This is a genomic window from Mycobacterium senriense, assembly GCF_019668465.1.
GTDB classification, from domain to species: Bacteria; Actinomycetota; Actinomycetes; order Mycobacteriales; family Mycobacteriaceae; genus Mycobacterium; species Mycobacterium senriense.
Window position 1 is genome coordinate 4062435 of record NZ_AP024828.1, and the last position, 22926, is coordinate 4085360.

Here is a 22926-nt window from a genome sequence, read left to right on the forward strand (position 1 = left end):
GTGACCCCTCGCGAGCAGGACCGTTCGCAACGTTTGTCGCAGGGCAGGTTTCGGCGCCGTTCCGGGGGTTCCGGGCGCCGAGCCAAGGGTCTTTCCCGTCGCCTTCGGCCCTTCGCGGTGGCCCTGACGCTCGGTGTGCTGGCGTTGTTCCTGAGCGGATGCAGCAGCTGGGCGGACGCGCTGGCCCTGGGCTGGCCGCGGGGCATCACCCCGGAGGCCCACCTCAACCGTGATCTGTGGATCGGCGCGGTGATCGCGTCGCTGGTCGTTGGCGGCATCGTGTTCGGCCTGATCTTCTGGGCGTCGGCCTTCCACCGCAAGAAGGCGACCGACACCGTGCTGCCCCGGCAGTTCGGCTACAACATGCCGCTGGAGCTGGTGCTCACGGTGACGCCGTTCCTCATCATCTCGGTGCTGTTCTACTTCACCGTGGTGGTGCAGGAGAAGATGCTGCACCTGGACAAGAACCCCGAGGTTGTGATCGATGTCACGGCCTTCCAGTGGAACTGGAAGTTCGGCTATCAGAAGGTCAACTTCAAAGACGGCACGCTGACGTACGACGGCGCCGACCCGGCGCGCAAGAAGGCGATGCTGTCCAAGCCGGAGGGCAAGGACGCCCACGGCGAGGAGCGGGTGGGTGCCGTCCGCGGGCTGAACACCTCGGACCGGCAGTACCTGAACTTCGACAAGGTCGAGACGCTGGGCTCCAGCGAGGAGATCCCGGTGCTGGTGCTGCCCACCGGCAAGCGCATCGAATTCGACCTGGCGTCAGCGGACGTGATCCACACGTTCTGGGTGCCGGAGTTCCTGTTCAAGCGCGACGTGATCCCCAACGCCGACGCGAACAACTCGGTGCACGTCTTCCAGACCGAAGAGATCCAGACGCCAGGAGCGTTCGTGGGCCACTGCGCCGAGTTCTGCGGCACGTATCACTCGATGATGAACTTCGAGGTTCGGGTCGTGGCGCCCAACGACTTCAAGGCCTACCTGCAGCAGCGGACGGGCGGAAAGAGCAACGCCGAGGCGTTGCAGGCGATCGGGCAGCCCCCGCTCGCGGTGACCACTCACCCGTTCGACACCAAGCGCGGCCAATTGGCCGGCAGCCAGTAGGTTAGGACACCAAATGCATATCGAAGCCAGGCTATTCGAAGTCATTGCCGGGTTTTTCATTGTGGTTGCGGTGCTCTATGGGGCGTTGACCGCGGTCTTCGCCACCGGCGGCGTGGAGTGGGCGGGCACCACCGCGCTGGTGCTGACCGGTGGCCTGGCGTTGATCACGGCGACGTTCTTCCGCTTCGTGGCGCGCCGGCTGGACACCCGGCCCGAGGACTACGAGGGTGCTGAGATCAGCGATGGAGCAGGGGAATTGGGCTTCTTCAGCCCGCACAGCTGGTGGCCGATTCTGGTCGCGCTGTCGGCCTCGGTGATTGCGGTGGGCATCGCCCTGTGGTTGCCGTGGCTGATCGTCGCCGGGGTGATGTTCGTGCTGACGACGGTGGCCGGACTGGTCTTCGAGTACTACCTCGGTCCCGAGAAGCACTGATTCGCGGCATAAAGGTCACAATCAGATCACGTGATTGGTGGGCCGTTCGCGACGACGGCTTTGCCCCTTTGGGGTTCGGTAGTGTTTTGCCCAGGCAAACGAGAAGCGTCCCAGCGCGCCCGCAACGATCTGATCGGGGAGTTTTTGCGCGCAGGTGAGGCAGTCGAACAGGGTAGGCAAAGGCAGAGATGAGCGGGTCGAGACCCCCGGGATGGGATCCTGACGAACCCGACCGTGCCGACCCGATCAGCCACGAACCGGACCCTGGCGACGAGCCGGACGACGAACTGGAACGCGACGCCGACGGCGAGGCCGAGCCGGAACCCTTCGAGGACAGCGCCGAACTGGCGGCGAACCAGGCCGACGAGACGGACGCCTACTCGCGTGCCTACTCGGCTCCGGAGTCCGAGCACTTCACCAGCGGCCCCTACCTGCCGGCCGATCTGGGGCTCTACGACTACGACGACTTCGACGAGTCCGCCGATGCTGACGACGAGCGCAGCACCGCGCGCTGGCCGTGGGTGGTGGGGGTCGCCGCGATCGTGGCCGCGATCGCCCTCGTCGTGTCGGTATCGCTGCTGTTCGCGCGCACCGATACCACCAAGCTCGCCAACCCCGGCACCACCATCGCCCCGTCCACGCCGCCGCTGCAGGACGAGATCACGACCACCAAACCGCCGCCGCCCCCGCCGCCACCGCCAACCACGACCGAACCGCCACCGCCCCCGACAGCAACGGAGACCCAGACTGTGACGGTGACGCCTTCGCCAGCACCGCCGCCCGCGCCCGCGCCCGCGCCCGCCCCCGCTCCGGCGCCGCCGCCCGCGACGTCCACGGCGGCCGCGCCGCCACCGCCGCCGACCACGCCGGCGGGGCCGCGCCAGGTCACCTACTCGGTGACCGGCACCAAAGCGCCGGGCGACATCATTTCGGTGACCTACGTCGACGCGTCCGGCCGGCGCCGCACGCAGCACAACGTGTATATCCCGTGGTCGATGACCGTCACCCCGATCTCACAATCCGACGTGGGTTCGGTGGAGGCTTCCAGCCTGTTCCGGCTCAGCAGGCTCAATTGCTCGATCACGACCAGCGACGGAACGGTGCTCTCGTCGAACAGCAACGACTTGCCGCAGACGAGCTGCTGATGGTCAGCAGATATTCGGCGTACCGGCGCGGCGTGGGCGACGACGACACCATTGCGCCCGAGGTCATCGACCGCATCCTGATCGGCGCGTGCGCCGCCATTTATCTGGTGCTGCTGGGCGTCAGCGTGGCGGCCGCCGTCGCGCTGGCGGATCTGGGCAGGGGCTTTCACAAGGCGGCCAGCAGCCCGCACACCACCTGGGTGCTGTACGCCGTCATCATCGTTTCGGCGCTGATCATTGCGGGCGCGATCCCCATCCTGTTGCGGGCCCGCCGGATGTCGCAGGCCGAGCCGGCCGCCCAGGCGATGACCGCGCCGTCGCGCGGGCCGGCGAGGCCTTCGGTGCGGCTGGGGGCCGGCGCCGTGCGCCCCGGGAGCGAGCGGACCGCCACCGTGCAATCGGCCGCACCGGCCCAGGCCGCCGAGTGGTCGGGCGAGGCGGTAGACCGAGTCTGGTTGCGCGGCACCGTGATTCTGACCGGCACCATGGGCGCGGCGCTGATCGCGGTCGCGACGGCGACCTACCTGATGGCGATCGGCCACGATGGCGGGTCGTGGATCGGGTATGGATTCGCCGGCGTCATCACTGCGGCCATGCCGGTGGTGGAGTGGCTGCACATTCGTCAGCTCCGCCGGGTCGTCGCCGAGCAGTAGGCGCCGCTGCCGTGCGAGGCCCGGCGTTGTGGCTCCACGCGGACGTGATGACGGTCATGGCGGAGACCGCCCGGGTCAACCTGCTGATCGTCCCGTACGCGACCTACAGCGTCACGGTCGGCTCGATGCTGCGGGCCGCCCGGCGGCGACGGGCCTGTGCCCGTCCGTAGGGCGGGCACAGACGAAAACGGGAGGGGTCGAGCGAGCTAGTGCTCGCCGCCCTCGCCATTTGTCTTACCGTTCGTCGAACCGTTGAGGCCGTCCTGGTGTTCGCGCAGTGCGGTCAGGGCGCGCAGCTCCGAGCCGTGTGCCGCCTCGCGCAGCGCCGCGTCCTCGGATGCCGGGTCGGCGAACAGGAAGCTGCCGCTGCCCGGGGATCCGGCCGAGCCCAGCTTGTTCATCTTCTTGGGCAGTGGCGCACCCTGGTATTCCAGCGGCAGCGGGTGACCGTGGTCGTCGACCGGGCCCAGCGGCTGGTGCAGCTCGACGTAGGCGCCGTGCGGCAGCCGCTTGATGATGCCGGTCTCGATGCCGTGCTCGAGCACCGCGCGGTCGCTGCGCTGCAGTCCGATGCACCACCGGTAGCTGATGAAGTAGACCACCGGCGGAACGATCACCATGCCGATGCGCCCGATCCACGTCGTCGCATTCAGCGAGATGTCGAACTTGAACGCGATGATGTCGTTCATCGCGCACAGCGTCAGCAGCATGTAGAACGCGATCGCCATCGCACCGATCGACGTGCGCACCGGCACGTCGCGCGGCCGCTGCAGCAGGTTGTGGTGCGCGTAGTCACCGCTGAACCGCTTCTCCAGGAACGGATACACGATCAGCAGACCGAAGATCAAGCCCATGATCAAGGCCACCCAGACCGGGGCGGGAATAGTGTGGTGCCAGAAGTAGAACTCCCACGGCGGCCAGATACGGGCCAGGCCCTCGGTCCACATCATGTAGAAGTCCGGCTGCGAACCGGCCGAGACGTGAGATGGCTTGTAGGGGCCCAGGTTCCAGATCGGGTTGATCTGCAGCAGACCGCCCATCAGGCCGAGCACGCCGACGATCGCGGCGAAGAACGCACCCGACTTCACCGCGAAGATCGGCATCACGCGCACGCCGACGACATTGTGCTCGGTGCGGCCCGGGCCGGGGAACTGGGTGTGCTTCTGGAACCACACCATGGCCAGGTGCAGCCCGATCAGCGCCAGGATGATTCCGGGCAGCAGCAGGATGTGCAGGGCGTACATGCGGGGGATGATCGCGCCCACGGTGGCGCACTCGTTGCCCACGCCGCCGCACGGGAAGTCACCGCCGAACAGCGCCCAGTGCAGCCAGGTGCCGATCACCGGCATGCCCAGCGTGATCGAGGACAGCGCGGCGCGCAACCCGATACCGGACAACAGGTCGTCGGGCAGCGAGTAGCCGAAGTAGCCCTCGAACATGGACAGGATCAGCAGCAGCGAACCGATGACCCAGTTGGCCTCGCGCGGTCGCCGGAAGGCGCCGGTGAAGAAGATGCGGGCCAGGTGCACCATGATCGACGCGGAGAAGATCAGTGCCGCCCAGTGGTGAACCTGACGCACGAACAAACCGCCGCGAACCTCGAAGGAGATGTCGAGGGTCGATGCGAAGGCCTTCGACATGTCCACGCCGCGCAGCGGCTGGTAGGCGCCGTTGTAGGTGACCTCGGCCATCGACGGATCGAAGAACAATGTCAGGTACACGCCGGTGAGCAGCAGCACGATGAAGCTGTACATCGCGATCTCGCCCAGCAGGAACGACCAGTGGGTGGGGAAGACCTTGTTCAGCTGTCTACGGACCGCCGCGGACGGGTGGTAACGCGTGTCGATGTCCTCGCCTTGACGGGCCAGGACATCGCCGATCTTCGGGGGACTCATTTTCGGACTCATGTCGTCGTCCTCTCCCAGAATGCCGGTCCGACGGGCTCGACGAAGTCACCGTTGGCGACCAGATACCCGTTGGAGTCGATGGTGATCGGCAGTTGCGCCAACGCCCGCGCGGCCGGCCCGAAAATCGGCTTGGCGAAGTGCAGCGCGTCGAACTGCGACTGGTGGCACGGGCACAAGATCCGGTAGGACTGCTCCTCGTACAGCGACGCGGGGCAACCCAGGTGCGAGCAGACCTTGGTGAAGGCGAAGAACTCACCGAAGTTGAAGCTCTCCTGACCCTGCCGCTTGACCACCCGGTTCATGTCGGTGGGCCGAACTCGGATGAGCATCACCGGGTTTCGCACGCCCTGGTTGATGGCCCGCAGCTTTTCCTGCGATTCGGGCGTGGTGCCGTCGCCGTCGGACTCCCGCCAGGGGAAGACCGTTTCCATGCCGCCTGCGTCGAGGTCCTCGGGGCGCATCTTGACGAACGGCGACGTGGAGGCGGAACCGGTGGCACGCGCCAAATAGATGGTCTCTCCGTGGTAGCGCGGGCTCCATCCGGACGTCCACAGCACGGCCTTCTTGCCATCGGCGGTGGGAACGACCGGCTTCCACGGGTTCTTGATCAACCCGCCGGCAAACGCGACCAGGGTGGAAAGGCCGAAGGCGCCCAGCCCCATTCCCAGCGACAGGCCGATCAGCTTGCGCCGCCCGACCGTGGACCCCTGATACGCGTCGGCCAGGTTCGCCACCACCGTCTTGCGGTCGACGTCGCGCGAGGCGCCGTCGTGGCGGTCCTGAATCGAAATCTCTTCGGGGATAAAGCGTTTCTGGTACAGGATGACGCCGATGCCGATCGCCAGGATCGCGCCCCCGAAGGTCAGGCCGTACAGCGGGGTGGCCAGGTCGTAGAGGAAGCTTCCGGCCTCTTCCTTCGGCTTGTACTCCCAGGGCCAGAACAAGAAGATCAGCAGCAGCGCGAGCCCGAAGAAACCGCCCAGCAAAAGCCAGAGGGCGACGCCACGCTCGGCGCGCTTTTCGGCTTTGGTGCCCTCGATCGGCCAGCGGGGTTCCTTGAACACCGTGTCGACGCCGTCCAGCTTGCCGCCCAGCGCCACCAGTTCCTGCTGCGACATGGCGTCCAGCGCCGCGTCGTCGGGTTCCCTCTCGCCGGTGCCGTGCGGGTTCCCGCCGGTGTCAGAGCCGCGAACGTCCTGGTCGCTCATGCTCGTGCCCCAATCCACAGTGCCAGCCCGATGGCCGCGACCATCCCGATGATCCAGGCGGCCATGCCCTCGGGTGCGGGTCCGAATCCGCCCAGGCCGTAGCCGCCCGGCTGGCGCTCCTCGGTCACCGCCTTGATGTAGCCGATGATGTCCTTCTTGGCTTCGAACGACAGCTGACGGTCGGAGAACTTCGGCATGTTCTGCGGACCGGTTCGCATGGCCGCCAGGATCTGCTGCTCGTTGGCGGGCTCCAGGTCCGGCGCGAACTTGCCGGACGACAGCGCGCCGCCCTTACCGGTGAAGTTGTGGCAGGAGGAGCAGTTCAGCCGGAACAGGTCGCCACCGCGGCCCAGGTCCTCGCCGCGCAGCGAGCGCATCGCCAGGCTGCCGTCCGGGTTGCGCACCGTGGTCGGGCCGCCGCCGTTGGCCTGGACGTAGGCGCCCAGCGCGTCGACCTGGCCCTCGTCGAAGATCGGTTCCTTGCGCGGCGCCTGGGCCTCGCCGGTCATCGCCGGCATCCGGCCCGTCGACACCTGGAAGTAGACGGCTTCCTCGCCGACGCCGATCAGGCTCGGCCCGCGGTCGGGGACACCCTGCAGGTTGGCGCCGTGGCAGGACACGCACGAGGTGTCGAACAGCTGCTTGCCGGTGCGCAGCAGCGCCGAATTGGACTCGTCTGCCACGGCCACCTGCGGCCGCGGGGTGAGGATGGCGGCCAGGCCGCCGGCGATGGTCAGCGCGATCAGCAGCAGCAGACCGCCGGACAGCCGGCGGCGAAGCCGCCGTCGCGAACGATCACGCTGCCCCTGCGACGGCTTGGCCGCACCGGATCGGGTAGATCCCAGTTTCTTCAACCGAGCACTCCTGTTCGTCCAGCGCCTGCTCATCGGATGAAATAGATCACGGCGAAGAGCGCGATCCACACAATGTCGACGAAATGCCAGTAGTACGAGACGACGATGCTGGCCGTAGCCTGCGCCGGCGTGAACTTGCTCATCGCGGTGCGGGCCAGCAAGAAGATGAAGGCGATCAGGCCGCCGGTGACGTGCAGGCCGTGGAACCCGGTCGCCAGGTAGAACACGCTGCCGTAGGCGCTCCCGGGAATGGTCGTCCCGTGCGACATCAGGTGGTAGTACTCGTAGCCCTGGCCGCAAACGAAGAACAGGCCCATCAAGAAGGTCAGCACGTACCAGCGGCGCAGCCCGAACACGTCGCCGCGTTCGGCCGCGAACACCCCCATCTGGCAGGTGAACGACGACGCGATCAGCACCAACGTGACCGGGACGGCCTGGTACAGGTTCAGCTCGGTCGGCGGCGGCGGCCACTTCCCGCCCGATTGGGCGCGAGCGGTGAAGTACATCGCGAAGAGGCCAGCAAAGAACATCAGCTCGCTGGAAAGCCAAACGATGGTGCCGACGCTGACCATGTTGGGTCGGTTCAGCGAATGCACCCGCGACGTAATTGCAGTACCCGAAGTCCCGGCAGCGCTGGTCACATCCGCAAGTATGACGCTTTGTAGTTGTTGAACTCCACCCGGGGCGGCATTTGGTGTCTCGCGCGTCGCGCGCGGGTGCGCAGCGGGCCGCTTCCGGAGACGGTTGGGGCAGGTGTGGTCGCCGTGGGACCATCGGCGCGTGGCTATGTCATCTAAGGCGTCGTCGCCGTCCGGCGCACCCGCATGCTCGTGGCCGCGGATCCTGTCCCGTCTGACCGGCGGGCAGGACCTGGCGCGCGGACAGGCCGCCTGGGCCATGGACCGGATCATGGCCGGCGACGCGAGCCCCGCCCAGATCGCGGCATTCGCGGTGGCGATGCAGGTGAAGGTTCCCACCTCGGCCGAAGTCATCGAGCTGGCCGACGTCATGCTCAACCACGCGCTGCCGATGCCGTCCGGTGCCATCCGCGACGACACGGTCGACATCGTCGGCACCGGTGGCGACGGCGTCAACACCGTGAACCTGTCCACGATGGCGGCGCTGGTGGCCGCGGCCGCGGGCGTGCCGGTGGTCAAGCACGGCAACCGGGCGGCCTCGTCGTTGTCCGGCGGCGCCGACACGCTCGAGGCGCTCGGCGTCCGCATCGACCTCGGCCCCGAGCAGGTCGCGCGCAGCCTCGCGGAGGTCGGCATCGGGTTCTGTTTCGCGCCGCTGTTCCATCCGTCCTACCGGCACACCTCCGCGGTGCGCCGCGAGATAGGCGTGCCGACGGTCTTCAATCTCCTTGGGCCGCTTACCAATCCGGCCAGGCCACGGGCCGGGTTGATCGGCTGCGCGTTCGCTGAACTGTCCGAGGTGATGGCCGGGGTTTTCGCCGCGCGCCGGTCCAGTGTGCTGGTGGTGCACGGTGACGACGGGCTCGACGAGCTGACGACCACCACCACCAGCACGATCTGGCGGGTGCAGGCCGGCACCGTGGACAAGCTGACCTTCGATCCGGCCGGATTCGGTTTCCCCCGAGCCGATCTCGACGATTTGTTGGGCGGCGACGCCCAGGCCAACGCGGCGGAGGTCCGCGCGGTGCTGGCCGGCGGCAAGGGGCCGGTGCGCGACGCCGTCGTGCTCAATGCCGCCGGCGCGATCGTCGCGCACGCCGGGTTATCCAGCCGCGCCGAATGGTTGCCGGCGTGGGAGGACGGGCTGGCCCGAGCCTGCAAGGCCATCGATTCCGGTGCGGCCGAACAACTGCTCGCGCGATGGGTGCGGTTCGGCCAGCAGGTCTGATTCCCGCAGCGCCTGCTCGCCGGCCAGTCGCGCCGAGCGCGCCACCGCGGCCCACGCCGACCAGGCGCCGGCCGACCGCAGCGGGGAGGCCCAGCCGTCCTCGGCGACCCGGACGATGCGCACCCCGGGCCCGGTCAACCAGCGCGCGATGAGCGCGGTCTCCTCGACCAGTGCGCCGCCCAGCGGGGCAGGTGTGGGCAGAATCGCTTGTGCCCCAGCAACAATCGCATCGACGACCGGCATCGGCGGCACCCCGCGCCGGGCGCTGCCCGCCGCGGCGAGCTGGCCGTGGCGGATGACGGCCAGGTGATAGCCGCCCTCGCCGTCGGGCGCGGCGGCGATCAGCTCGGGCAGTGCGGCCAGGGCGCGCAGCCGCTGGCCACGCCACAGCGTCTCGACCGCAGTGACGGTGCGGTCGCGCAGGCGCGCGGCGCTCTCGAAGTGATGCCGGTCGGCGAGTGCACCCACCTGATCCACGGCCGACCTCAGCGCGCCGTTGTCCGCGCCGTCGACCAGCGCCGCGACCCGAGCCACGGCGGCGGCGTACTGGGTGGCGGTGACGCCGCGCGCGGCCGGGCACGGCGACACCTCCGCCTCGGCGCACAGCGGCCCGTGCAGCGCCGAGCGGCCCAGCCGGTTGGTGCAGGTCCGTAACCCGGTGAATCGCGCCAGCAACGCGGCCGTGTCGGCGGCGTCGGCGCGGGCCCGGAACGGGCCGACCGCGCGGTCGTGCCGCGGCGCCCGCACCACGGCGAGGCGGGGGAAGGCCTCCTCGGTGAGCGCCACCCACCACCAGCGCTGCGGGAACCGGGACCGCCGGTTGTACGGCGGCGCGTGCGCGGCCAGCAGCCGCAGCTCGCGCACGCCGGCCTCCAGCGGGTGGGCGCACTCGACGTGGTCGACCGCGCCGGCCAGCGCGACCATCTCCTTCATGCGGCCCCGGGGATCGGCGCCGGTGAAGTACTGGCTGACCCGCCGTCGCAGGTCGACGGCGGTGCCGATGTAAAGCACCTCGCCCGACGGCCCGCGGAACAGGTACACGCCCGGCCGGCGCGGCAGGCCCTCGGCGAGCACCCGCTTGCGGCGCTGGGTGGGTGTCACGTCGGGCAGGTAGGAGCGCAGGTCGGCGTAGGTGTGCACGCCCTGGTTGCCGACCCGCTCGATGAGGGCGTGCAAGACGTCGACGGTGGCGCGCGCATCGTCCAGGGCGCGGTGGGTGGGCTGGGTGGCGACGGCGAACAGCCGCGCCAGCGAGGCCAGCCGCACGCTGGGGGCTTCCTCGCGGCTGAGCACCCGGCGGGCCAGCCGGACCGTGCACAGCACCTGCGGCCGCGGCCAGGCGATGTCGCACTGCTGCGCGGCGGCACGCAGGAAGCCGGTGTCGAACCCGGCGTTGTGCGCGACAAGCACGGCCCCGCAGTCCAACCCGGCGAACTCCAGGAACATCGGCAGGACGGAGTCGATGGTCGGTGCGTCGGAAATCATCGCGGTGGTGATGCCGGTCAGCTGCACGATCTGCGGGGGGATGCTGCGCTGCGGATCCACCAGGGTGGCGAACTCGCCGAGCACCACGCCGCCGCGCACCTTGATCGCCCCGATTTCGGTGATCGCGTCGGGCGCGGCGCCCGCCGTGCTCTTGGTGCGCCCGCCGGTGGTCTCCAGGTCGACCACGACGAAGGTGGTCTCACGCAGCGAGAGCTCGTCGGGCGTCAACGGTGACCCCACGTCGGCGAAGCTCAGCTGAGTCGCACCCCTGGAAGCCACGGCGGTGACGTTAAGGCGGATGACCGACACCCGCGCGGCTCCCACGCCGGGCGCGGGGCCGGAATGCGGGGACGGATAGCTGTCGGTGCCCGCGGTTACCGTTCGGGCAGTCCGGCGTGATGTTCGCCCACCCAGTTTGCCGGGCCAGAGCGAGAGGACCGATCCCGAATGGCATCAAGAACTGGACCTACCGACATCGGCGCGACGCCGCCGGAGCCGGGGCCACCGGTGGTGATCGACTGCGACGAGTGCGCGGTGCGCGGCCCCGGCTGCCGCGACTGTGTCGTCAGCGTGATACTCGGGGTCCCGGATACTTTATTGCAAGATGAACGGGCGGCTTTGGAAGTTCTGGCCGAGGTTGGCTTGGCGCCGCGACTTCGTCTTGTCCCAATTCGTCGGGATCGAGGTTCTGGTGTAGCCTAATCGCCTTGTCCCACAAAGGTCCTCGGGCCACCCGAAACGATTCACATAGAAATGACAGGATTCTATCTAACTTCTTAACCGCTCGCTTTGGACAAACGCCGATATCGTTTCGTAACCTGTTTGAGACCTAAACCCGCTCGACGACCTTTTCCGTCGATGGCCGTTTAAGGAAGCAAATCTTGAGGCTTGACTCTAGGTACCCGGTTGCGCGTGTCCTGACACGTTCGGCCATAGGGGCACTAGCTGGCTTCGCGATCTTCTCCGGCGTCATGACCGCCCCCGCGTGGGCCGACCCGGCCGAAGACGCCACGGCAAAACTCAACCAACTGTCCCGGCAGGCCGAGCAGACCACCGAGGCCATGCACAGCGCCCAGCTCGATCTGAACGACAAGCTGGCCGCCCAGCGCGCCGCGGACAAGAAGCACACCGACGACCAGGCCGCGGTCGATGCCGCCAAGGTGCATCTGGCGACGTATCAGGAGTCCGTCAACAAGCTGGCCGCCGCGACTTACATGGGTGGTCACGTCGACGGCATGGAGGCCATCCTGACCGCCGGCTCACCGCAGGGCCTGATCGACAAGCTGGCGGTGCAGCGGGTGATGGCCACGCAGATGGCCAACCAGATGAAGAGCTACGAGATCGCGGGCGAGCAGGCCGCCAAGGCCGAGCGCGAGTCCGCCAAGTCGGCCGCCGACGCCAAGAGCGCGGCCGAGCAGGCCGCCGCGGTCCGGGCCAGCCTACAGTCCAAGCAGAGCCAGCTGCAGGTGCAGATCGCGGTGGTCAAGTCGCAATACCTTTCTTTAACGGCCGACCAGCGCACCGCACTGGCCAATCCTGCGCCGCCTCCCGGCGCCCCGGCGCCCGAAGCGGCCCCCCCGGGCACGCCTCCCGGCCAGGCGCCGGGCGAGGCTCCGCCCCCCGGTGGACTGCCCGGCATGCCCGGCATGGCTCCCGGTGGGGTCGGCGGCGGTGACCGCGCCACCGTCGTGCAGGCCGCGCTGACCCAGGTCGGTTCGCCCTACGTGTGGGGCGGCTCCGCGCCCGGCGGATTCGACTGCTCCGGCCTGGTGATGTGGGCATTCCAGCAGGCCGGTATCTCGCTGCCGCACTCCAGCCAGGCGCTGGCCCACGGCGGCCAGCCCGTCTCGCTCGGGGATCTGCAGCCCGGCGACGTGCTGACCTTCTACTCCGATGCCTCGCACACCGGCATCTACATCGGTGACGGCATGATGATCCACTCCTCCACCTATGGCGTGCCGGTCCGGGTAGCGCCGATGAGCGCCGGCGGTCCGATCTACGACGCCCGCCGTTACTAGAGACCCTCACCCGCGGCGCCGGCGGCTCCCGATACTGCTGGCCTGGGTATTCGCCGTCGAACTGCTGGTGGCCGCGGCCGTGCCGTTCGATGCCGTGCGCGAGAGCCGGATCCGGCCGGCCCAGCTGGTCACGCCCGCCCGCAGCCAAGTGAGTGCGTCGACGAAGTCGATCACCGTCGGTGACCGCACCGTTCGGTTGCTGGGGCTCGGCGGGGCCGCGAGCGACCGGTTGCTGTCCCGGGTGGCTTCGACCATGGGCGCGGCGATCGCTGCGGTGGAGTCTTTCTGGGGTGTGGACTGGCCGCACGAGATCGCGGTGGTCGCGGCCGGCACCGACGAGGAGTTCCGCGCCGCCGCCGGCGGGGGACCTGCGTCGCAGTGGGCCGACATCGCGGCCGTGACGGTGGTCGACCGTGTCGACCCCGTTCGCCGGATCGCCGTCGGCCAGCGGATTGTGTTCGCGCCGGGCGCGGCCAAGATGAGCGCCGCGTCGCTGCGAATCGTGTTGGCCCATGAGCTTTTTCACTACGCCGCGCGCGCCGACACCGTTGCGGACGCACCCCGCTGGCTCACCGAGGGGGTGGCCGACTTCGTCGGCCGCCCACTCACACCGGTGCCCACCGACACGTTGTTACCCATGACGCTGCCCACCGACAGCGACCTGGACGTTCCCGGGGCGCAGCGCTCGCTGGCCTACGACCGCGCGTGGTGGTTCGCGCGCTTCGTCGCCGACACCTTCGGGCCGCCCAAGCTGCGCGAGCTCTACCTGGCCACCTGCGGCATCAGGCACGCCGACATGGCCGCCGCAGGCCAGGACGTGCTGGGCGCCAGCCCGGCGGGCCTGCTCACGCGCTGGCAGCAGTGGCTGACCCACTAGGGCCGGCTCGCGCGGCTCGGGCCGTGTGCACGGTTCGCATGGTCGCCAAGCTAGCCTGTCGCAGGTGAGTCGGGTCCTGCTGGTAACCAACGACTTTCCGCCCCGCCGGGGCGGCATCCAGTCCTACCTCGGTGAGTTCGTCGGCCGGCTGGTCGATGCCGGGCGGCATTCGGTGACGGTGTACGCGCCGCACTGGAAGGGTGCCGAGGCCTACGACGAGGCCGCCCCCTATCGGGTGGTGCGCCACCCGGGCACCCTGATGCTGCCCGGCCCGGCCGTCGACACCCGGATGCGGCGGCTGATCGCCGACGAGGGCATCGACACCGTCTGGTTCGGGGCGGCCGCACCGCTGGCGCTGCTTGCCCAACGCGCTCGCGCGGCCGGGGCGAGCCGGGTGCTGGCCAGCACGCACGGCCACGAGGTCGGGTGGTCGATGCTCCCGGTCGCGCGCTCGGTGCTGCGCCGCATCGGCGATGACACCGACGTCGTCACCTTCGTCAGCCGCTACACCCGTTCCCGGTTCGCGCCCGCGTTCGGTCCCAAGGCTTCGCTGGAATACCTGCCGTCCGGGGTGGACATCGACCGGTTCCGGCCCGATCCGACGGGCCGGGCGCAGCTGCGTGATCGGTACGGGCTGGGCGAGCGGCCCACCGTGGTATGCGTGTCGCGGCTGGTGCCGCGTAAAGGCCAGGACATGCTCATCAAAGCCCTGCCGTCGATCCGGCGACGCGTCGACGGCGCCGCCCTGGTCATCGTCGGCAGCGGCCCCTACGAGGACTCGCTGCGCGCGCTGGCCCGCGAGTGCGGGGTGGCCGACGATGTCACCTTCACCGGCGGTGTACCGGCCGCGGAGCTGCCCACGCACCACGCACTGGCCGACGTGTTCGCGATGCCCTGCCGCACCCGCGGCGCGGGGCTGGACGTCGAGGGGCTGGGCATCGTGTTCCTCGAGGCGTCCGCGACCGGCGTGCCGGTGATCGCCGGCGGATCCGGGGGAGCCCCGGAAACGGTGCAGCACAACAAGACCGGACTGGTCGTCGACGGGCGCGAGGTCGACGAGATCGCCGACGCAGTCACCGCGTTGCTGACCGATCGCGACCGGGCCGCCGCGATGGGTGCGGCCGGGCGCGACTGGGTGACGGCCCAGTGGCGCTGGGACACCCTGGCGGCGCGGTTGGGCGCGCTGCTCGGCTGAACGGCGCTCCGCGCCGGCGAGCGGGCCCGCTAGTCCTTGTCGTAGATGGCCTCGATATCGGAGGCGAACTTCTCGGCCACCACGTTGCGCTTGACCTTCATCGTCGGTGTCAGTTCACCGGTGTCCTCGGTGAAATCGACCGGCAGGATGCGGAACTTGCGGATCGACTCGGCGTGCGACACGGCCTGATTGGCGTCCTTGATGGCCGCGTCCACCTCGGCGACCAGGTCGGGGTCGGTGGTCAGATCGCCCACCGATGCACCGGCGCCCTTCTGATTGCGCTGCTTCCAGCCGTCGAACGCTTCGGGGTCGATCGTGATCAACACGCCGACGAACGGCTTGTTGTCCCCGACGACCATCGCCTGGCTGATCAACGAATGCGCGCGCAGCCGGTCCTCCAGGACCGCAGGCGCGACGTTCTTGCCGCCCGCGGTCACGATGATTTCCTTCTTGCGCCCGGTGATCTTCAGGAAGCCGTCTTCGTCGAGCACACCCAGGTCGCCGGTCCTGAACCAGCCGTCGCTGAAGGCGTCCTCGGTCGCCTGTTCGTTGCGCCAGTAGCCGCTGAACACCACGCCGCCGCGCACCAGCAGTTCGCCGTCCTCGGCGATGCGCATGCTGTTGCCGGGCACCAGCGTTCCGACGGTGCCGACCTTGACGTTGCCGACCTGGTTGACGGTGATCGCCGAGCTCGTCTCGGTCAGGCCGTAGCCCTCGTGGATGGTCAGGCCCACGCCGCGGTAGAAGTGCCCCAGTCGCGAGCCCAGCGGCGCGCCGCCGGAGACGGCCGCGTGGCAGTCGCCGCCCAGCGCGGCGCGCAATTTGTTGTACACCAGCCGGTCGAACAGGGCGTGCTTGGCGCGCAGCGTCGGCCCGCGGCGGCCACGGTCCTGCGCCTCGCTCCAGTCGACGGCGGTCTGCACCGCCGCCGCGAAGATCCGACCCTTGCCGTCGTTGGAGGCGTTCTGCTCGGCGGTGTTGTACACCTTTTCGAACACCCGGGGGACCGACACCACCACGGTTGGTTTGAACACCGCGAACAACGGCACCAGGTTCTTGATATCGCTGGTGAACCCGACCGTGACCTTGTTGGCGAACGCGGACAACGTCAGTGAGCGCGCCAGCACGTGCGCCAGCGGCAAGAAGACCAGCAGCCGCTGCCCCTCGTCGAGCAGCGTCGGCAGGCTCTCCTTGGCGCCGCGGGTCTCATACAGCAGATTGGAATGCGTCAGCTGGCACCCCTTGGGCCGCCCGGTGGTGCCCGACGTGTAGATGAGCGTGGCCGGATCCGCGGCCCGCAGTCCCTCGAGACGGGCGGTCAGCTCGGCCGGTTCCACCGATGCGCCGGCCTCCACCAGCTGGTCGAGCGCCTTGGGGCCCGAGCCGTCGATGTGCAGCACCCGGCGCAGCGCGGGCAGCTCGGCCGTCAGCTCGGTGACCATCGCCGCGTGCTCGTCGGTCTCGGCGAACGCCAGCACCGCCTCGGAGTCCTGCAGCACCCAGCGCACCTGCTCGGCCGACGACGTCTCATAGATCGGCACGGTGACCGCGCCCACCGACAGGATCGCGAGGTCGAGGATCGCCCATTCGTAGCGGGTGGCCGAGAAGATGGACACCCGGTCGCCGGCCTGCACGCCCAGCGAGATCAAACCCAGTGCGGCGGAGCGGATCTGCTCGGCCGCCTCGGCGCAGGTGACGTCGGTCCACTCGCCGTCGACTTGGCGCTGGTAGATGACGAAATCGGGGTCTTCGCGCTCGTGTTCGAAGACCATCGCGGCGATGTTGTCCTGTTCGCCGACGGAAAAGCGGGCGGGGACGCTGTACTCACGCACTCTCATGACCTCGATTGACCTCGTGAAGATTCCCGGGAGCCGGGTTGCCGGTGACCAGCCTAATCCGCGCGTTGACCCAGCACGGCCAGAGTGGTGGGGCCAGGGGCCGCTATTGCCCGCCGCGAGCCGGGCCCGCCCTCGGCGAGGCGCGTCGGACCGGTGTGTGAAGCTGTGGTCATGAACAGCATCCAGGTCGCGGATGAGACGTTTGTCGCCGCCGCCGGCGCACGGGTGGGCGCCGCGGTCGCCGATCAGTCGAGCTGGCGCCGCTGGTGGCCGGACCTGCGGCTGCAGGTCGTCGAGGATCGCGGGGAGAAGGGCATCCGGTGGTCGATCACCGGCGCGCTGACCGGGACCATGGAGATCTGGCTGGAACCGTCGCTGGACGGCGTCGTGCTGCACTACTTCCTGCACGCCGAGCCGACCGGGGTGGCGGCCTGGCAGCTGGCCAAGCTGAATCTGGCGAAGATGACGCACCGCCGTCGGGTGGCGGGCAAGAAAATGGCGTTCGAGGTGAAGACGACACTGGAACGGTCACGCCCGGTCGGAGTTTCTCCGGTAGTTTAGCCGGGTCAGGTCCGCGCAGAGAGTACCGTGTCGGACCGGAGGCCCGCGGGGTCCCCCACATCGGAGGGGTCGATCCGTTCGCGGGAGAGAGGGCAGCAATCAGGTGGCGGAGAAGACGACGCAAACCATCTACATCGATGCCGACCCGGCCACCGTGATGCAGGTGATCGCGGATATCGATTCCTACCCGCAGTGGATTTCGGAGTACAAGGACGCCGAGGTTCAGGAGAAGGACGCCGACGGCTACCCAAAGGTTGCCCGGATCGTCATGGACGCCACGGTGATCAAGGACACGATGGTGATGTCCTACGAGTGGCCCAAGGATCGCCAGTCGGTGAGCTGGACGCTGGTGTCGAGTTCGCTGCTGCGCTCGCTGGAAGGCTCATACCGGTTGGCGGCCAAGGGATCCGGCACCGAGGTCACCTACGAACTCTCCGTCGATCTGGCCATGCCGATGATCGGCCTGCTCAAGCGCAAGGCCGAGCGCCGGTTGACCGACACCGCCCTGAAGGATCTCAAGAAACGAGTCGAGGCTGAGTGAGTCCGCTGCGCCTGCCCCGGCCCGGATCAGCCTTTTCGTCGGCAAAGGCGGGGTAGGGAAATCTACCCTGGCTTGCGCCACCGCCGTCGGCGCCGCGAGCGCCGGGCAGCGAGCGCTGGTGGTCTCCACCGACCAGGCGCACTCGCTGGGTGACGTCCTGGGCATCACCGTCTCGCCCAGTCAGGGCGAACCGGTGCGGGTGCTCGCCGACCTCGAAACCGGCCAGGCCGAGGCCGGTGGTGGGGTTCTGGACGCGTTGGCATTGGACACGCTGGCGCTGCTCGAGGCCCGTTGGCACGACGTCGTCGCCACGCTGGACGGGCGCTTTCCCGACTCGGAACTGAGTACCATTGCGCCCGAAGAACTTTCGGCCCTACCGGGTGTTCAGGAAGTGCTCGGGCTGTACGCCGTCGGCGAGCTGGCGCGCTCCGGGGCATGGGACCGCGTGGTGGTCGACTGCGCGTCGACCGCCGATGCCCTGCGGATGTTGACGTTGCCCGCCACCTTCGGGCTGTATGTCGAGCGGGCGTGGCCGCGGCATCGCCGGCTGTCCGTCACCGCCGACGACGCCCGGTCGGCGGCGGTGGTCGCACTGCTCGAGCGGATCAGCTCGAGCGTGGAATCGCTCAGCACGTTGCTCACCGACGGCAATCTGGTCAGCGCGCACCTGGTGCTGACGCCCGAGCGGGTGGTGGCGGCCGAGGCGGCCCGAACGCTGGGCTCGCTGGCCCTGATGGGGGTGCGCGTCGAAGAGCTGATCGTGAATCAAGTTCTGCTGCAAGACGACTCGTACGAGTACCGCAACCTGCCCGAACACCCCGCCTTCTACTGGTACACCGAGCGAATCGCCGAGCAGCGGGGGGTGCTCGACGAGCTCGACGCCACCATCGGGGAGGTGGCGCTGGTGATGACCCCGCACCTGTCCGGCGAGCCGATCGGCCCCAAGGCGCTGAGCGGGTTGCTCGACGCCGCCCGGCGGCGCGGCGGCACGGCGCCGCCCGGCCCGCTGCGGCCCACCGTCGACCTCGAATCCGGGACGGGTCTAGGGTCCATCTACCGAATGCGGCTAGCGTTGCCGCAACTCGATCCGTCGGCCCTGACGCTGGGCCGCGTCGATGACGATCTGATCATCAGCGCCGGGGGTTTGCGGCGTCGGGTTAGGTTGGCATCAGTACTTCGGCGGTGCACCGTGCTGGACGCACACCTGCGGGGTAGCGAACTGACGGTGCGTTTTCGACCAGATCCGGAGGTGTGGCCGAAGTGAGTAAGGCTCATTCCGACATCGGTCCGGAACTGCGCAGGCTCGCTCAGACGATCCTGGACGGCATCGACCCCGCGGTGCGCGCGGCGGCGGCGCTGACGGCCGGCGCGGGCGTCGGCACCGGCAAGTGCCAGCAGGTGTGGTGCCCGGTGTGCGCGCTGGCCGCGTTGGCGACCGGCGACCAGCACCCGTTGCTCACCGCGATCGCCGACCACAGCATCGCCTTGCTCGAAGTGGTTCGCGACATCGTCAACGACATGGACCGCTCCGCCAAGCCGACGCCGGAACCGCCGGACGGTCCGTCCGGCGGCGGGCCCGGCGCGCCGGGCGATACCCAAGACACCGCATCGCGGACGCGCTATCAGCCCATCCCGGTCACGCTCGAGGAGTGAGCGGGCTGCGTCGCAGGTGGTTGGTTCGGGTGGGGATGGGTACAGTTGGCGCAGAACATCAGCGGTATAGCCGAGAGGGAGGGCCATGTGGTACTGGCTATTCAAGTACGTGCTCCTCGGCCCGCTGCTGTCATTGCTGGGCCGGCCGAAAGTTGAAGGCCTAGAACACGTTCCCAGTTCCGGGCCGGTTATTCTGGCCAGCAACCACCTGGCGGTGATGGACAGCTTCTACCTTCCGCTGGTGGTGCGGCGCCGAATCACGTTCCTGGCCAAGTCGGAATATTTCACCGGCACCGGATTGAAGGGCTGGTTCCAGCGGTGGTTCTTCACCGCCGTCGGCCAGGTGCCGATCGACCGAACCGACGCCGACAGCGCCCAGGCCGCGCTGAACACCGCGCAGCAGGTGCTGAGCCAGGGCAAGTTGCTCGGCATGTATCCCGAGGGCACGCGGTCGCCGGACGGGCGGCTCTACAAGGGCAAGACGGGGCTGGCGCGGCTGGCCCTGGAGACCGGTGTTCCGGTGATCCCGGTCGCGATGATCGGCACCAACGTCGTCAACCCGCCCGGGACGAACATGCTGCGGTTCGGCCGGGTCACCGTCCGCTTCGGCAAGCCGATGGACTTCTCCCGGTTCGAGGGGCTGGCCGGCAACCGCTTCATCGAGCGGGCCGTCACCGACGAGGTGATCTACGAGCTGATGGGGCTGTCCGGCCAGGAATACGTCGACATCTACGCGGCGAGCCTAAAAAAGGGCGGTAACGACGCGGCGAACGGCGAGGCCACCCGGATTCCCGAGACGGCCGCCGGTTAGCCGACGGCGGTAACCGGCGCCAACTGCTGCGGGGCGGCATTGCGCGCGACTCCGCGGGCCGTGACGGTGACTCCCACCGTGACGATGACCGCCAGCGCCCACCAGACGTAGGACATCCCGGCCAACTGACGCCACCAGACCGCGCTGGCCTCGTGGTGCTTGGGCAGCAGGTCGATCGGTGACCAGCGCATCAGCGCCGCCCCGATGACGCTGATCAGCATCATCGCCGCGTTGCGGCGCCGCCAGCCCAGGATCGCCGTGATCAGCACCGTCGGCAGCACCCAGACCCAGTGATGCGACCAGGACACCGGCGACACCACCAGCCCGAACAGCGCGACGCACACCAGCGCGAGCGTGGGCTCGCCGGCGTGCAGCACCCGTCGCATCGCCCACACCGTCACCGCCAGCACCAGCAACGACGCGGCGACCCAGAGCAGGGACCGCTCCTGCTGTCCCAGCCCCAGCCGGGCCAGCGCGCCGGCGATGTTCTGGTCGGTGTTCAGCGACGCGGAACCGATCCGGTCGGTGTGCAGCACGGTGTGCGTCCAGTACTCCCACGAGTCGTTCCAGGCCAGCGCGAAGCCGAGCAGCGTCGCTCCCACGAAGGACGCCAGCGCGGTCAGCGCCGCGCGGTTGTCGCGACGCAGCAGGAAATAGAGCAGGAACACCGCCGGCGTCAGCTTCAGCGCCATGCCCAGGCCCAGCAGCAGCCCGCGCGGCCACGGCGTGCGCCGCGGCACACAGTCGGCGATCACCAGCGTCATCAGCACCACGTTGATCTGGCCGAAGGCGAAGTTCGAGCTGATCGGTTCCAGCCAGACGGTCGCCGCGGCCGCGACGACGATCGCCAGCCACCATCGGCGCACCCAGGCCGGGCCGGGCAGGGTCGCCGACGTGCTCCAGACGCCGAGGCGGGTCAGCACCATCACGGTCGCCACCACCAGCAGCACCAGCGTCAACGCGGTGATCGCGACGCTGGCGGTGGGCATGTGCATCCACGCGAACGGGCAGAACACGATCGCCGCCAGCGGGGGATAGGTGAACGGCAGATCCACGATCGGGGTGTGGAACAGCACATCCCCGTGGTACAGGGGGTGGCCGTCCATCCAGGCCCGGGCGCCCATCTGATAGACGTCGATGTCGATGCGATAGGGCGTGTGCCCGAACAGCTGCCACACCGCATAACTCAGCCCCGCGGCGGCCAGCAGCCAAGCCAGCCCCCACCACAGCGCCCACCCGGGTCGATTGCCCACGCCGGGCGCCTGCCGTGTACTCATGTCGCACATCAGCGTAATGGGTGCCCGGGCCCCGACCCGCCTGGTGCAGCGCGGGTCCCACGGGCCCGGCGCAGACAGGCGTACGTTTCAAGAGTGCTCCATTCGTTCGTGGCCGAGGTGACCCGGTGGTTCGCACACGACGTCTATGACCGCGGCCACCTGCCGCTGCTGTGTTGCCTGGTCGCCTTCATCCTGACGTTTTTCGTCACCCGAACCTTCGTGCGGTTGATCCGGCACCGCGCCGACAACGGCCGGCCCACCCGGTGGTGGCACCCGCGCAACGTCCACGTCGGCGGAGTGCACATTCATCACGTGACCTTCGGGGTGGTGCTGACCCTGCTGTCCGGCCTGACGCTGGTCACGCTGTCCATCGACGGCCATGAACCCGAATTCACCATGGCGGCAACCTTATTCGGGATCGGCGCCGCCCTGGTTCTGGACGAGTACGCGTTGATCCTGCACCTGTCCGACGTCTACTGGTCCGAGGACGGCCGCACCTCGGTGGACGCGGTGTTCGCAGCGGTGGCGGTGGCCGGGCTGTTGATCATGGGGTTGCACCCGCTGATGTTCTTCCTGCCGATCTGGCACAACGCCGAATCGACGGCGCTGCGGGCGGTGGTGGCCGGCGCGATGGCGTTGACGCTGCCGCTGGCCGTCGTGGTGGTGCTCAAGGGCAAGGTGTGGACCGGCCTGCTGGGCATGTTCCTGGTCATTTTGCTGGTCATCGGCGCGATCCGGTTGTCGCGCCCGCACGCGCCCTGGGCCCGCTGGCGATACTCCACGCAGCCGGACAAGATGCGCCGCGCGCTGCAACGCGAGCGGACGCTGCGCCGCCCGGTGGTGCGGGCCAAGCTGTACCTGCAGTGCGCCATCGCCGGCACACCGCGGTTGCCCGACCAACGCACGGTTGACGCCACGCTCGACCAGGAGGTCCACCCCGCGCCGGCGCCCACCGGGCCCATCCTGATCGGCCGCTGACCTTTTCCCTAAGCTTCCCCGCGTGCGGTATTTCTACGACACCGAATTCATCGAGGACGGCCGCACCATCGAGCTGATCTCGATCGGGGTGGTCGCCGAAGACGGCCGCGAGTACTACGCGGTGTCCACGGAATTCGATCCCGAGCGCGCCGGGCCCTGGGTGCGCGCCAACGTGCTGCCCAAGTTGCCGCCACCGGCATCGCAGCTGTGGCGCTCCCGCCGCCAGATCCGCGAAGACCTGGAGGGCTTTCTCGGCATCGGCGGCGCCGAGCCGATCGAGCTGTGGGCGTGGGTGGCGGCCTACGACCACGTGGCCTTGTGCCAGCTGTGGGGGACCATGCCGGAGTTGCCGCGGTCCATCCCCCGTTTCACCCGCGAGCTGCGGCAACTGTGGGAAGACCGGGGCAGCCCGCGGATGCCGCCGCGGCCGTCCGATGCGCACGACGCACTGGTCGACGCGCGCGATCAGCTCCGTAGATACCGGCTCATCATGTCCGGGGATTGAGCCGGCGGGCG

Annotated in this window: 22 protein-coding genes and 2 pseudogenes; 17 read left to right on the forward strand and 7 right to left on the reverse strand. The window is 68.9% G+C overall.

Going from position 1 to position 22926, the window contains the following annotated elements; genetic code table 11:
• From ctaC to MTY59_RS27720, 5 genes and pseudogenes are all read left to right on the forward strand, one after another.
• Window positions 1–1115: pseudogene (gene ctaC / locus MTY59_RS19250) on the forward strand (aa3-type cytochrome oxidase subunit II).
• 8 nt (window positions 1116–1123) lie between these two features.
• On the forward strand, window positions 1124–1543 hold the full coding sequence (locus MTY59_RS19255; RefSeq protein ID WP_221042565.1) for a cytochrome c oxidase subunit 4: 420 nt from the start codon (window positions 1124–1126) through the stop codon (window positions 1541–1543).
• A gap of 188 nt (window positions 1544–1731) precedes the next feature.
• A complete protein-coding gene (locus MTY59_RS19260; protein WP_221042566.1) occupies window positions 1732–2688 on the forward strand; it encodes an MmpS family transport accessory protein in 957 nt (318 codons plus the stop codon).
• A complete protein-coding gene (locus tag MTY59_RS19265) occupies window positions 2688–3341 on the forward strand; it encodes a DUF2561 family protein (RefSeq protein ID WP_221042567.1) in 654 nt (217 codons plus the stop codon). The genes MTY59_RS19260 and MTY59_RS19265 overlap by 1 nt, the downstream gene beginning before the upstream one ends.
• 47 nt (window positions 3342–3388) lie before the next feature.
• Entirely contained in the window at window positions 3389–3511 is a 123-nt protein-coding gene (locus tag MTY59_RS27720; protein ID WP_284145224.1) for a hypothetical protein, read from the forward strand.
• 36 nt (window positions 3512–3547) lie between these two features.
• Here MTY59_RS27720 and qcrB read toward each other — a convergent pair whose 3' ends face one another.
• Genes qcrB through ctaE form a run of 4 tightly spaced genes read right to left on the reverse strand, consistent with a single transcriptional unit; the run spans window position 3548 to window position 7951 of the window.
• Window positions 3548–5248: a cytochrome bc1 complex cytochrome b subunit gene (gene qcrB / locus MTY59_RS19270; RefSeq protein WP_221042568.1), complete on the reverse strand. Its 1701-nt coding sequence runs from the start codon at window positions 5246–5248 to the stop codon at window positions 3548–3550.
• Window positions 5245–6456, reverse strand: coding sequence for a cytochrome bc1 complex Rieske iron-sulfur subunit (gene qcrA, locus MTY59_RS19275; protein WP_221042569.1), 1212 nt, complete (start codon window positions 6454–6456; stop codon window positions 5245–5247). The genes qcrB and qcrA overlap by 4 nt, the downstream gene beginning before the upstream one ends.
• Window positions 6453–7310 (reverse strand): cytochrome bc1 complex diheme cytochrome c subunit, encoded by an 858-nt coding sequence (gene qcrC / locus MTY59_RS19280; protein ID WP_221042570.1) that lies wholly within the window; start codon window positions 7308–7310, stop codon window positions 6453–6455. Before qcrC ends, qcrA begins: the two co-directional genes overlap by 4 nt.
• Before the next feature lie 29 nt (window positions 7311–7339).
• On the reverse strand, window positions 7340–7951 hold the full coding sequence (ctaE, locus tag MTY59_RS19285) for an aa3-type cytochrome oxidase subunit III (RefSeq protein ID WP_064877534.1): 612 nt from the start codon (window positions 7949–7951) through the stop codon (window positions 7340–7342).
• A gap of 145 nt (window positions 7952–8096) precedes the next feature.
• On the opposite strand from ctaE, the gene trpD reads away from it, so the two are divergent.
• Entirely contained in the window at window positions 8097–9176 is a 1080-nt protein-coding gene (gene trpD, locus MTY59_RS27440; RefSeq protein ID WP_250160881.1) for an anthranilate phosphoribosyltransferase, read from the forward strand.
• On the opposite strand, the pseudogene MTY59_RS19290 reads toward trpD, so the two are convergent.
• Window positions 9114–10985, reverse strand: a pseudogene (locus tag MTY59_RS19290) (DEDD exonuclease domain-containing protein); the annotation flags it as partial. The gene trpD and the pseudogene MTY59_RS19290 sit on opposite strands and share 63 nt — an antisense overlap.
• 123 nt (window positions 10986–11108) lie before the next feature.
• On the opposite strand from MTY59_RS19290, the gene MTY59_RS19295 reads away from it, so the two are divergent.
• The 4 genes from MTY59_RS19295 to pimB all read left to right on the forward strand — a co-directional run bounded on the left by MTY59_RS19295 (window position 11109) and on the right by pimB (window position 14751).
• Window positions 11109–11363 (forward strand): hypothetical protein, encoded by a 255-nt coding sequence (locus tag MTY59_RS19295; protein WP_221042572.1) that lies wholly within the window; start codon window positions 11109–11111, stop codon window positions 11361–11363.
• Window positions 11364–11542: 179 nt separating this feature from the next.
• Complete coding sequence (gene ripC / locus MTY59_RS19300) at window positions 11543–12679, forward strand: peptidoglycan hydrolase RipC (protein WP_221042573.1); 1137 nt, start codon at window positions 11543–11545, stop codon at window positions 12677–12679.
• Between the two features lie 34 nt (window positions 12680–12713).
• Window positions 12714–13556 carry a DUF4157 domain-containing protein gene (locus MTY59_RS19305; RefSeq protein WP_250160882.1) on the forward strand — a complete coding sequence of 281 codons (843 nt, stop codon included), beginning with the start codon at window positions 12714–12716 and terminating at the stop codon, window positions 13554–13556.
• Between the two features lie 64 nt (window positions 13557–13620).
• Window positions 13621–14751: a GDP-mannose-dependent alpha-(1-6)-phosphatidylinositol monomannoside mannosyltransferase gene (gene pimB, locus MTY59_RS19310; RefSeq protein ID WP_221042574.1), complete on the forward strand. Its 1131-nt coding sequence runs from the start codon at window positions 13621–13623 to the stop codon at window positions 14749–14751.
• 29 nt (window positions 14752–14780) lie between these two features.
• On the opposite strand, the gene MTY59_RS19315 is transcribed toward pimB, so the two are convergent.
• Window positions 14781–16583 (reverse strand): AMP-dependent synthetase/ligase, encoded by a 1803-nt coding sequence (locus MTY59_RS19315; protein ID WP_221046528.1) that lies wholly within the window; start codon window positions 16581–16583, stop codon window positions 14781–14783.
• A 177-nt stretch (window positions 16584–16760) separates the two neighbouring features.
• Between MTY59_RS19315 and MTY59_RS19320 the strand changes: the two genes are divergently transcribed.
• The 5 genes from MTY59_RS19320 to MTY59_RS19340 all read left to right on the forward strand — a co-directional run bounded on the left by MTY59_RS19320 (window position 16761) and on the right by MTY59_RS19340 (window position 20155).
• Window positions 16761–17150, forward strand: coding sequence for a polyketide cyclase / dehydrase and lipid transport (locus tag MTY59_RS19320; protein ID WP_221042575.1), 390 nt, complete (start codon window positions 16761–16763; stop codon window positions 17148–17150).
• Window positions 17151–17253: 103 nt separating this feature from the next.
• Complete coding sequence (locus MTY59_RS19325; RefSeq protein WP_221042576.1) at window positions 17254–17691, forward strand: SRPBCC family protein; 438 nt, start codon at window positions 17254–17256, stop codon at window positions 17689–17691.
• A complete protein-coding gene (locus tag MTY59_RS19330; protein ID WP_221046529.1) occupies window positions 17684–18955 on the forward strand; it encodes an ArsA family ATPase in 1272 nt (423 codons plus the stop codon). Before MTY59_RS19325 ends, MTY59_RS19330 begins: the two co-directional genes overlap by 8 nt.
• Window positions 18952–19344 carry a hypothetical protein gene (locus tag MTY59_RS19335; protein ID WP_221042577.1) on the forward strand — a complete coding sequence of 131 codons (393 nt, stop codon included), beginning with the start codon at window positions 18952–18954 and terminating at the stop codon, window positions 19342–19344. Before MTY59_RS19330 ends, MTY59_RS19335 begins: the two co-directional genes overlap by 4 nt.
• Window positions 19345–19429: 85 nt before the next feature.
• The gene (locus MTY59_RS19340) at window positions 19430–20155 is read left to right on the forward strand and encodes a lysophospholipid acyltransferase family protein (RefSeq protein ID WP_221042578.1); all 726 of its coding nucleotides are present in this window, start codon (window positions 19430–19432) and stop codon (window positions 20153–20155) included.
• Here MTY59_RS19340 and MTY59_RS19345 read toward each other — a convergent pair.
• Window positions 20152–21432 (reverse strand): glycosyltransferase 87 family protein, encoded by a 1281-nt coding sequence (locus MTY59_RS19345; protein WP_221042579.1) that lies wholly within the window; start codon window positions 21430–21432, stop codon window positions 20152–20154. The genes MTY59_RS19340 and MTY59_RS19345 overlap by 4 nt on opposite strands.
• 108 nt (window positions 21433–21540) lie before the next feature.
• Between MTY59_RS19345 and MTY59_RS19350 the strand changes: the two genes are divergently transcribed.
• The gene (locus MTY59_RS19350; protein WP_415823251.1) at window positions 21541–22410 is read left to right on the forward strand and encodes a hypothetical protein; all 870 of its coding nucleotides are present in this window, start codon (window positions 21541–21543) and stop codon (window positions 22408–22410) included.
• 22 nt (window positions 22411–22432) lie between these two features.
• The gene (locus tag MTY59_RS19355; RefSeq protein ID WP_221042580.1) at window positions 22433–22915 is read left to right on the forward strand and encodes a polyadenylate-specific 3'-exoribonuclease AS; all 483 of its coding nucleotides are present in this window, start codon (window positions 22433–22435) and stop codon (window positions 22913–22915) included.
• Window positions 22916–22926: the final 11 nt, after the last annotated feature.

Bases quoted from the DNA above. Each gene is read 5' to 3' on its own strand.
- MTY59_RS19255 (WP_221042565.1), top strand. From the start codon at position 1,124: ATGCATATCGAAGCCAGGCTATTCGAAGTCATTGCCGGGTTTTTCATT.
- MTY59_RS19260 (WP_221042566.1), top strand. From the start codon at position 1,732: ATGAGCGGGTCGAGACCCCCGGGATGGGATCCTGACGAACCCGACCGT.
- MTY59_RS19265 (WP_221042567.1), top strand. From the start codon at position 2,688: ATGGTCAGCAGATATTCGGCGTACCGGCGCGGCGTGGGCGACGACGAC.
- MTY59_RS27720 (WP_284145224.1), top strand. From the start codon at position 3,389: ATGACGGTCATGGCGGAGACCGCCCGGGTCAACCTGCTGATCGTCCCG.
- qcrB (WP_221042568.1), bottom strand. From the start codon at position 5,248: ATGAGTCCGAAAATGAGTCCCCCGAAGATCGGCGATGTCCTGGCCCGT.
- qcrA (WP_221042569.1), bottom strand. From the start codon at position 6,456: ATGAGCGACCAGGACGTTCGCGGCTCTGACACCGGCGGGAACCCGCAC.
- trpD (WP_250160881.1), top strand. From the start codon at position 8,097: ATGTCATCTAAGGCGTCGTCGCCGTCCGGCGCACCCGCATGCTCGTGG.
- MTY59_RS19295 (WP_221042572.1), top strand. From the start codon at position 11,109: ATGGCATCAAGAACTGGACCTACCGACATCGGCGCGACGCCGCCGGAG.
- MTY59_RS19320 (WP_221042575.1), top strand. From the start codon at position 16,761: ATGAACAGCATCCAGGTCGCGGATGAGACGTTTGTCGCCGCCGCCGGC.
- MTY59_RS19340 (WP_221042578.1), top strand. From the start codon at position 19,430: ATGTGGTACTGGCTATTCAAGTACGTGCTCCTCGGCCCGCTGCTGTCA.
- MTY59_RS19345 (WP_221042579.1), bottom strand. From the start codon at position 21,432: ATGAGTACACGGCAGGCGCCCGGCGTGGGCAATCGACCCGGGTGGGCG.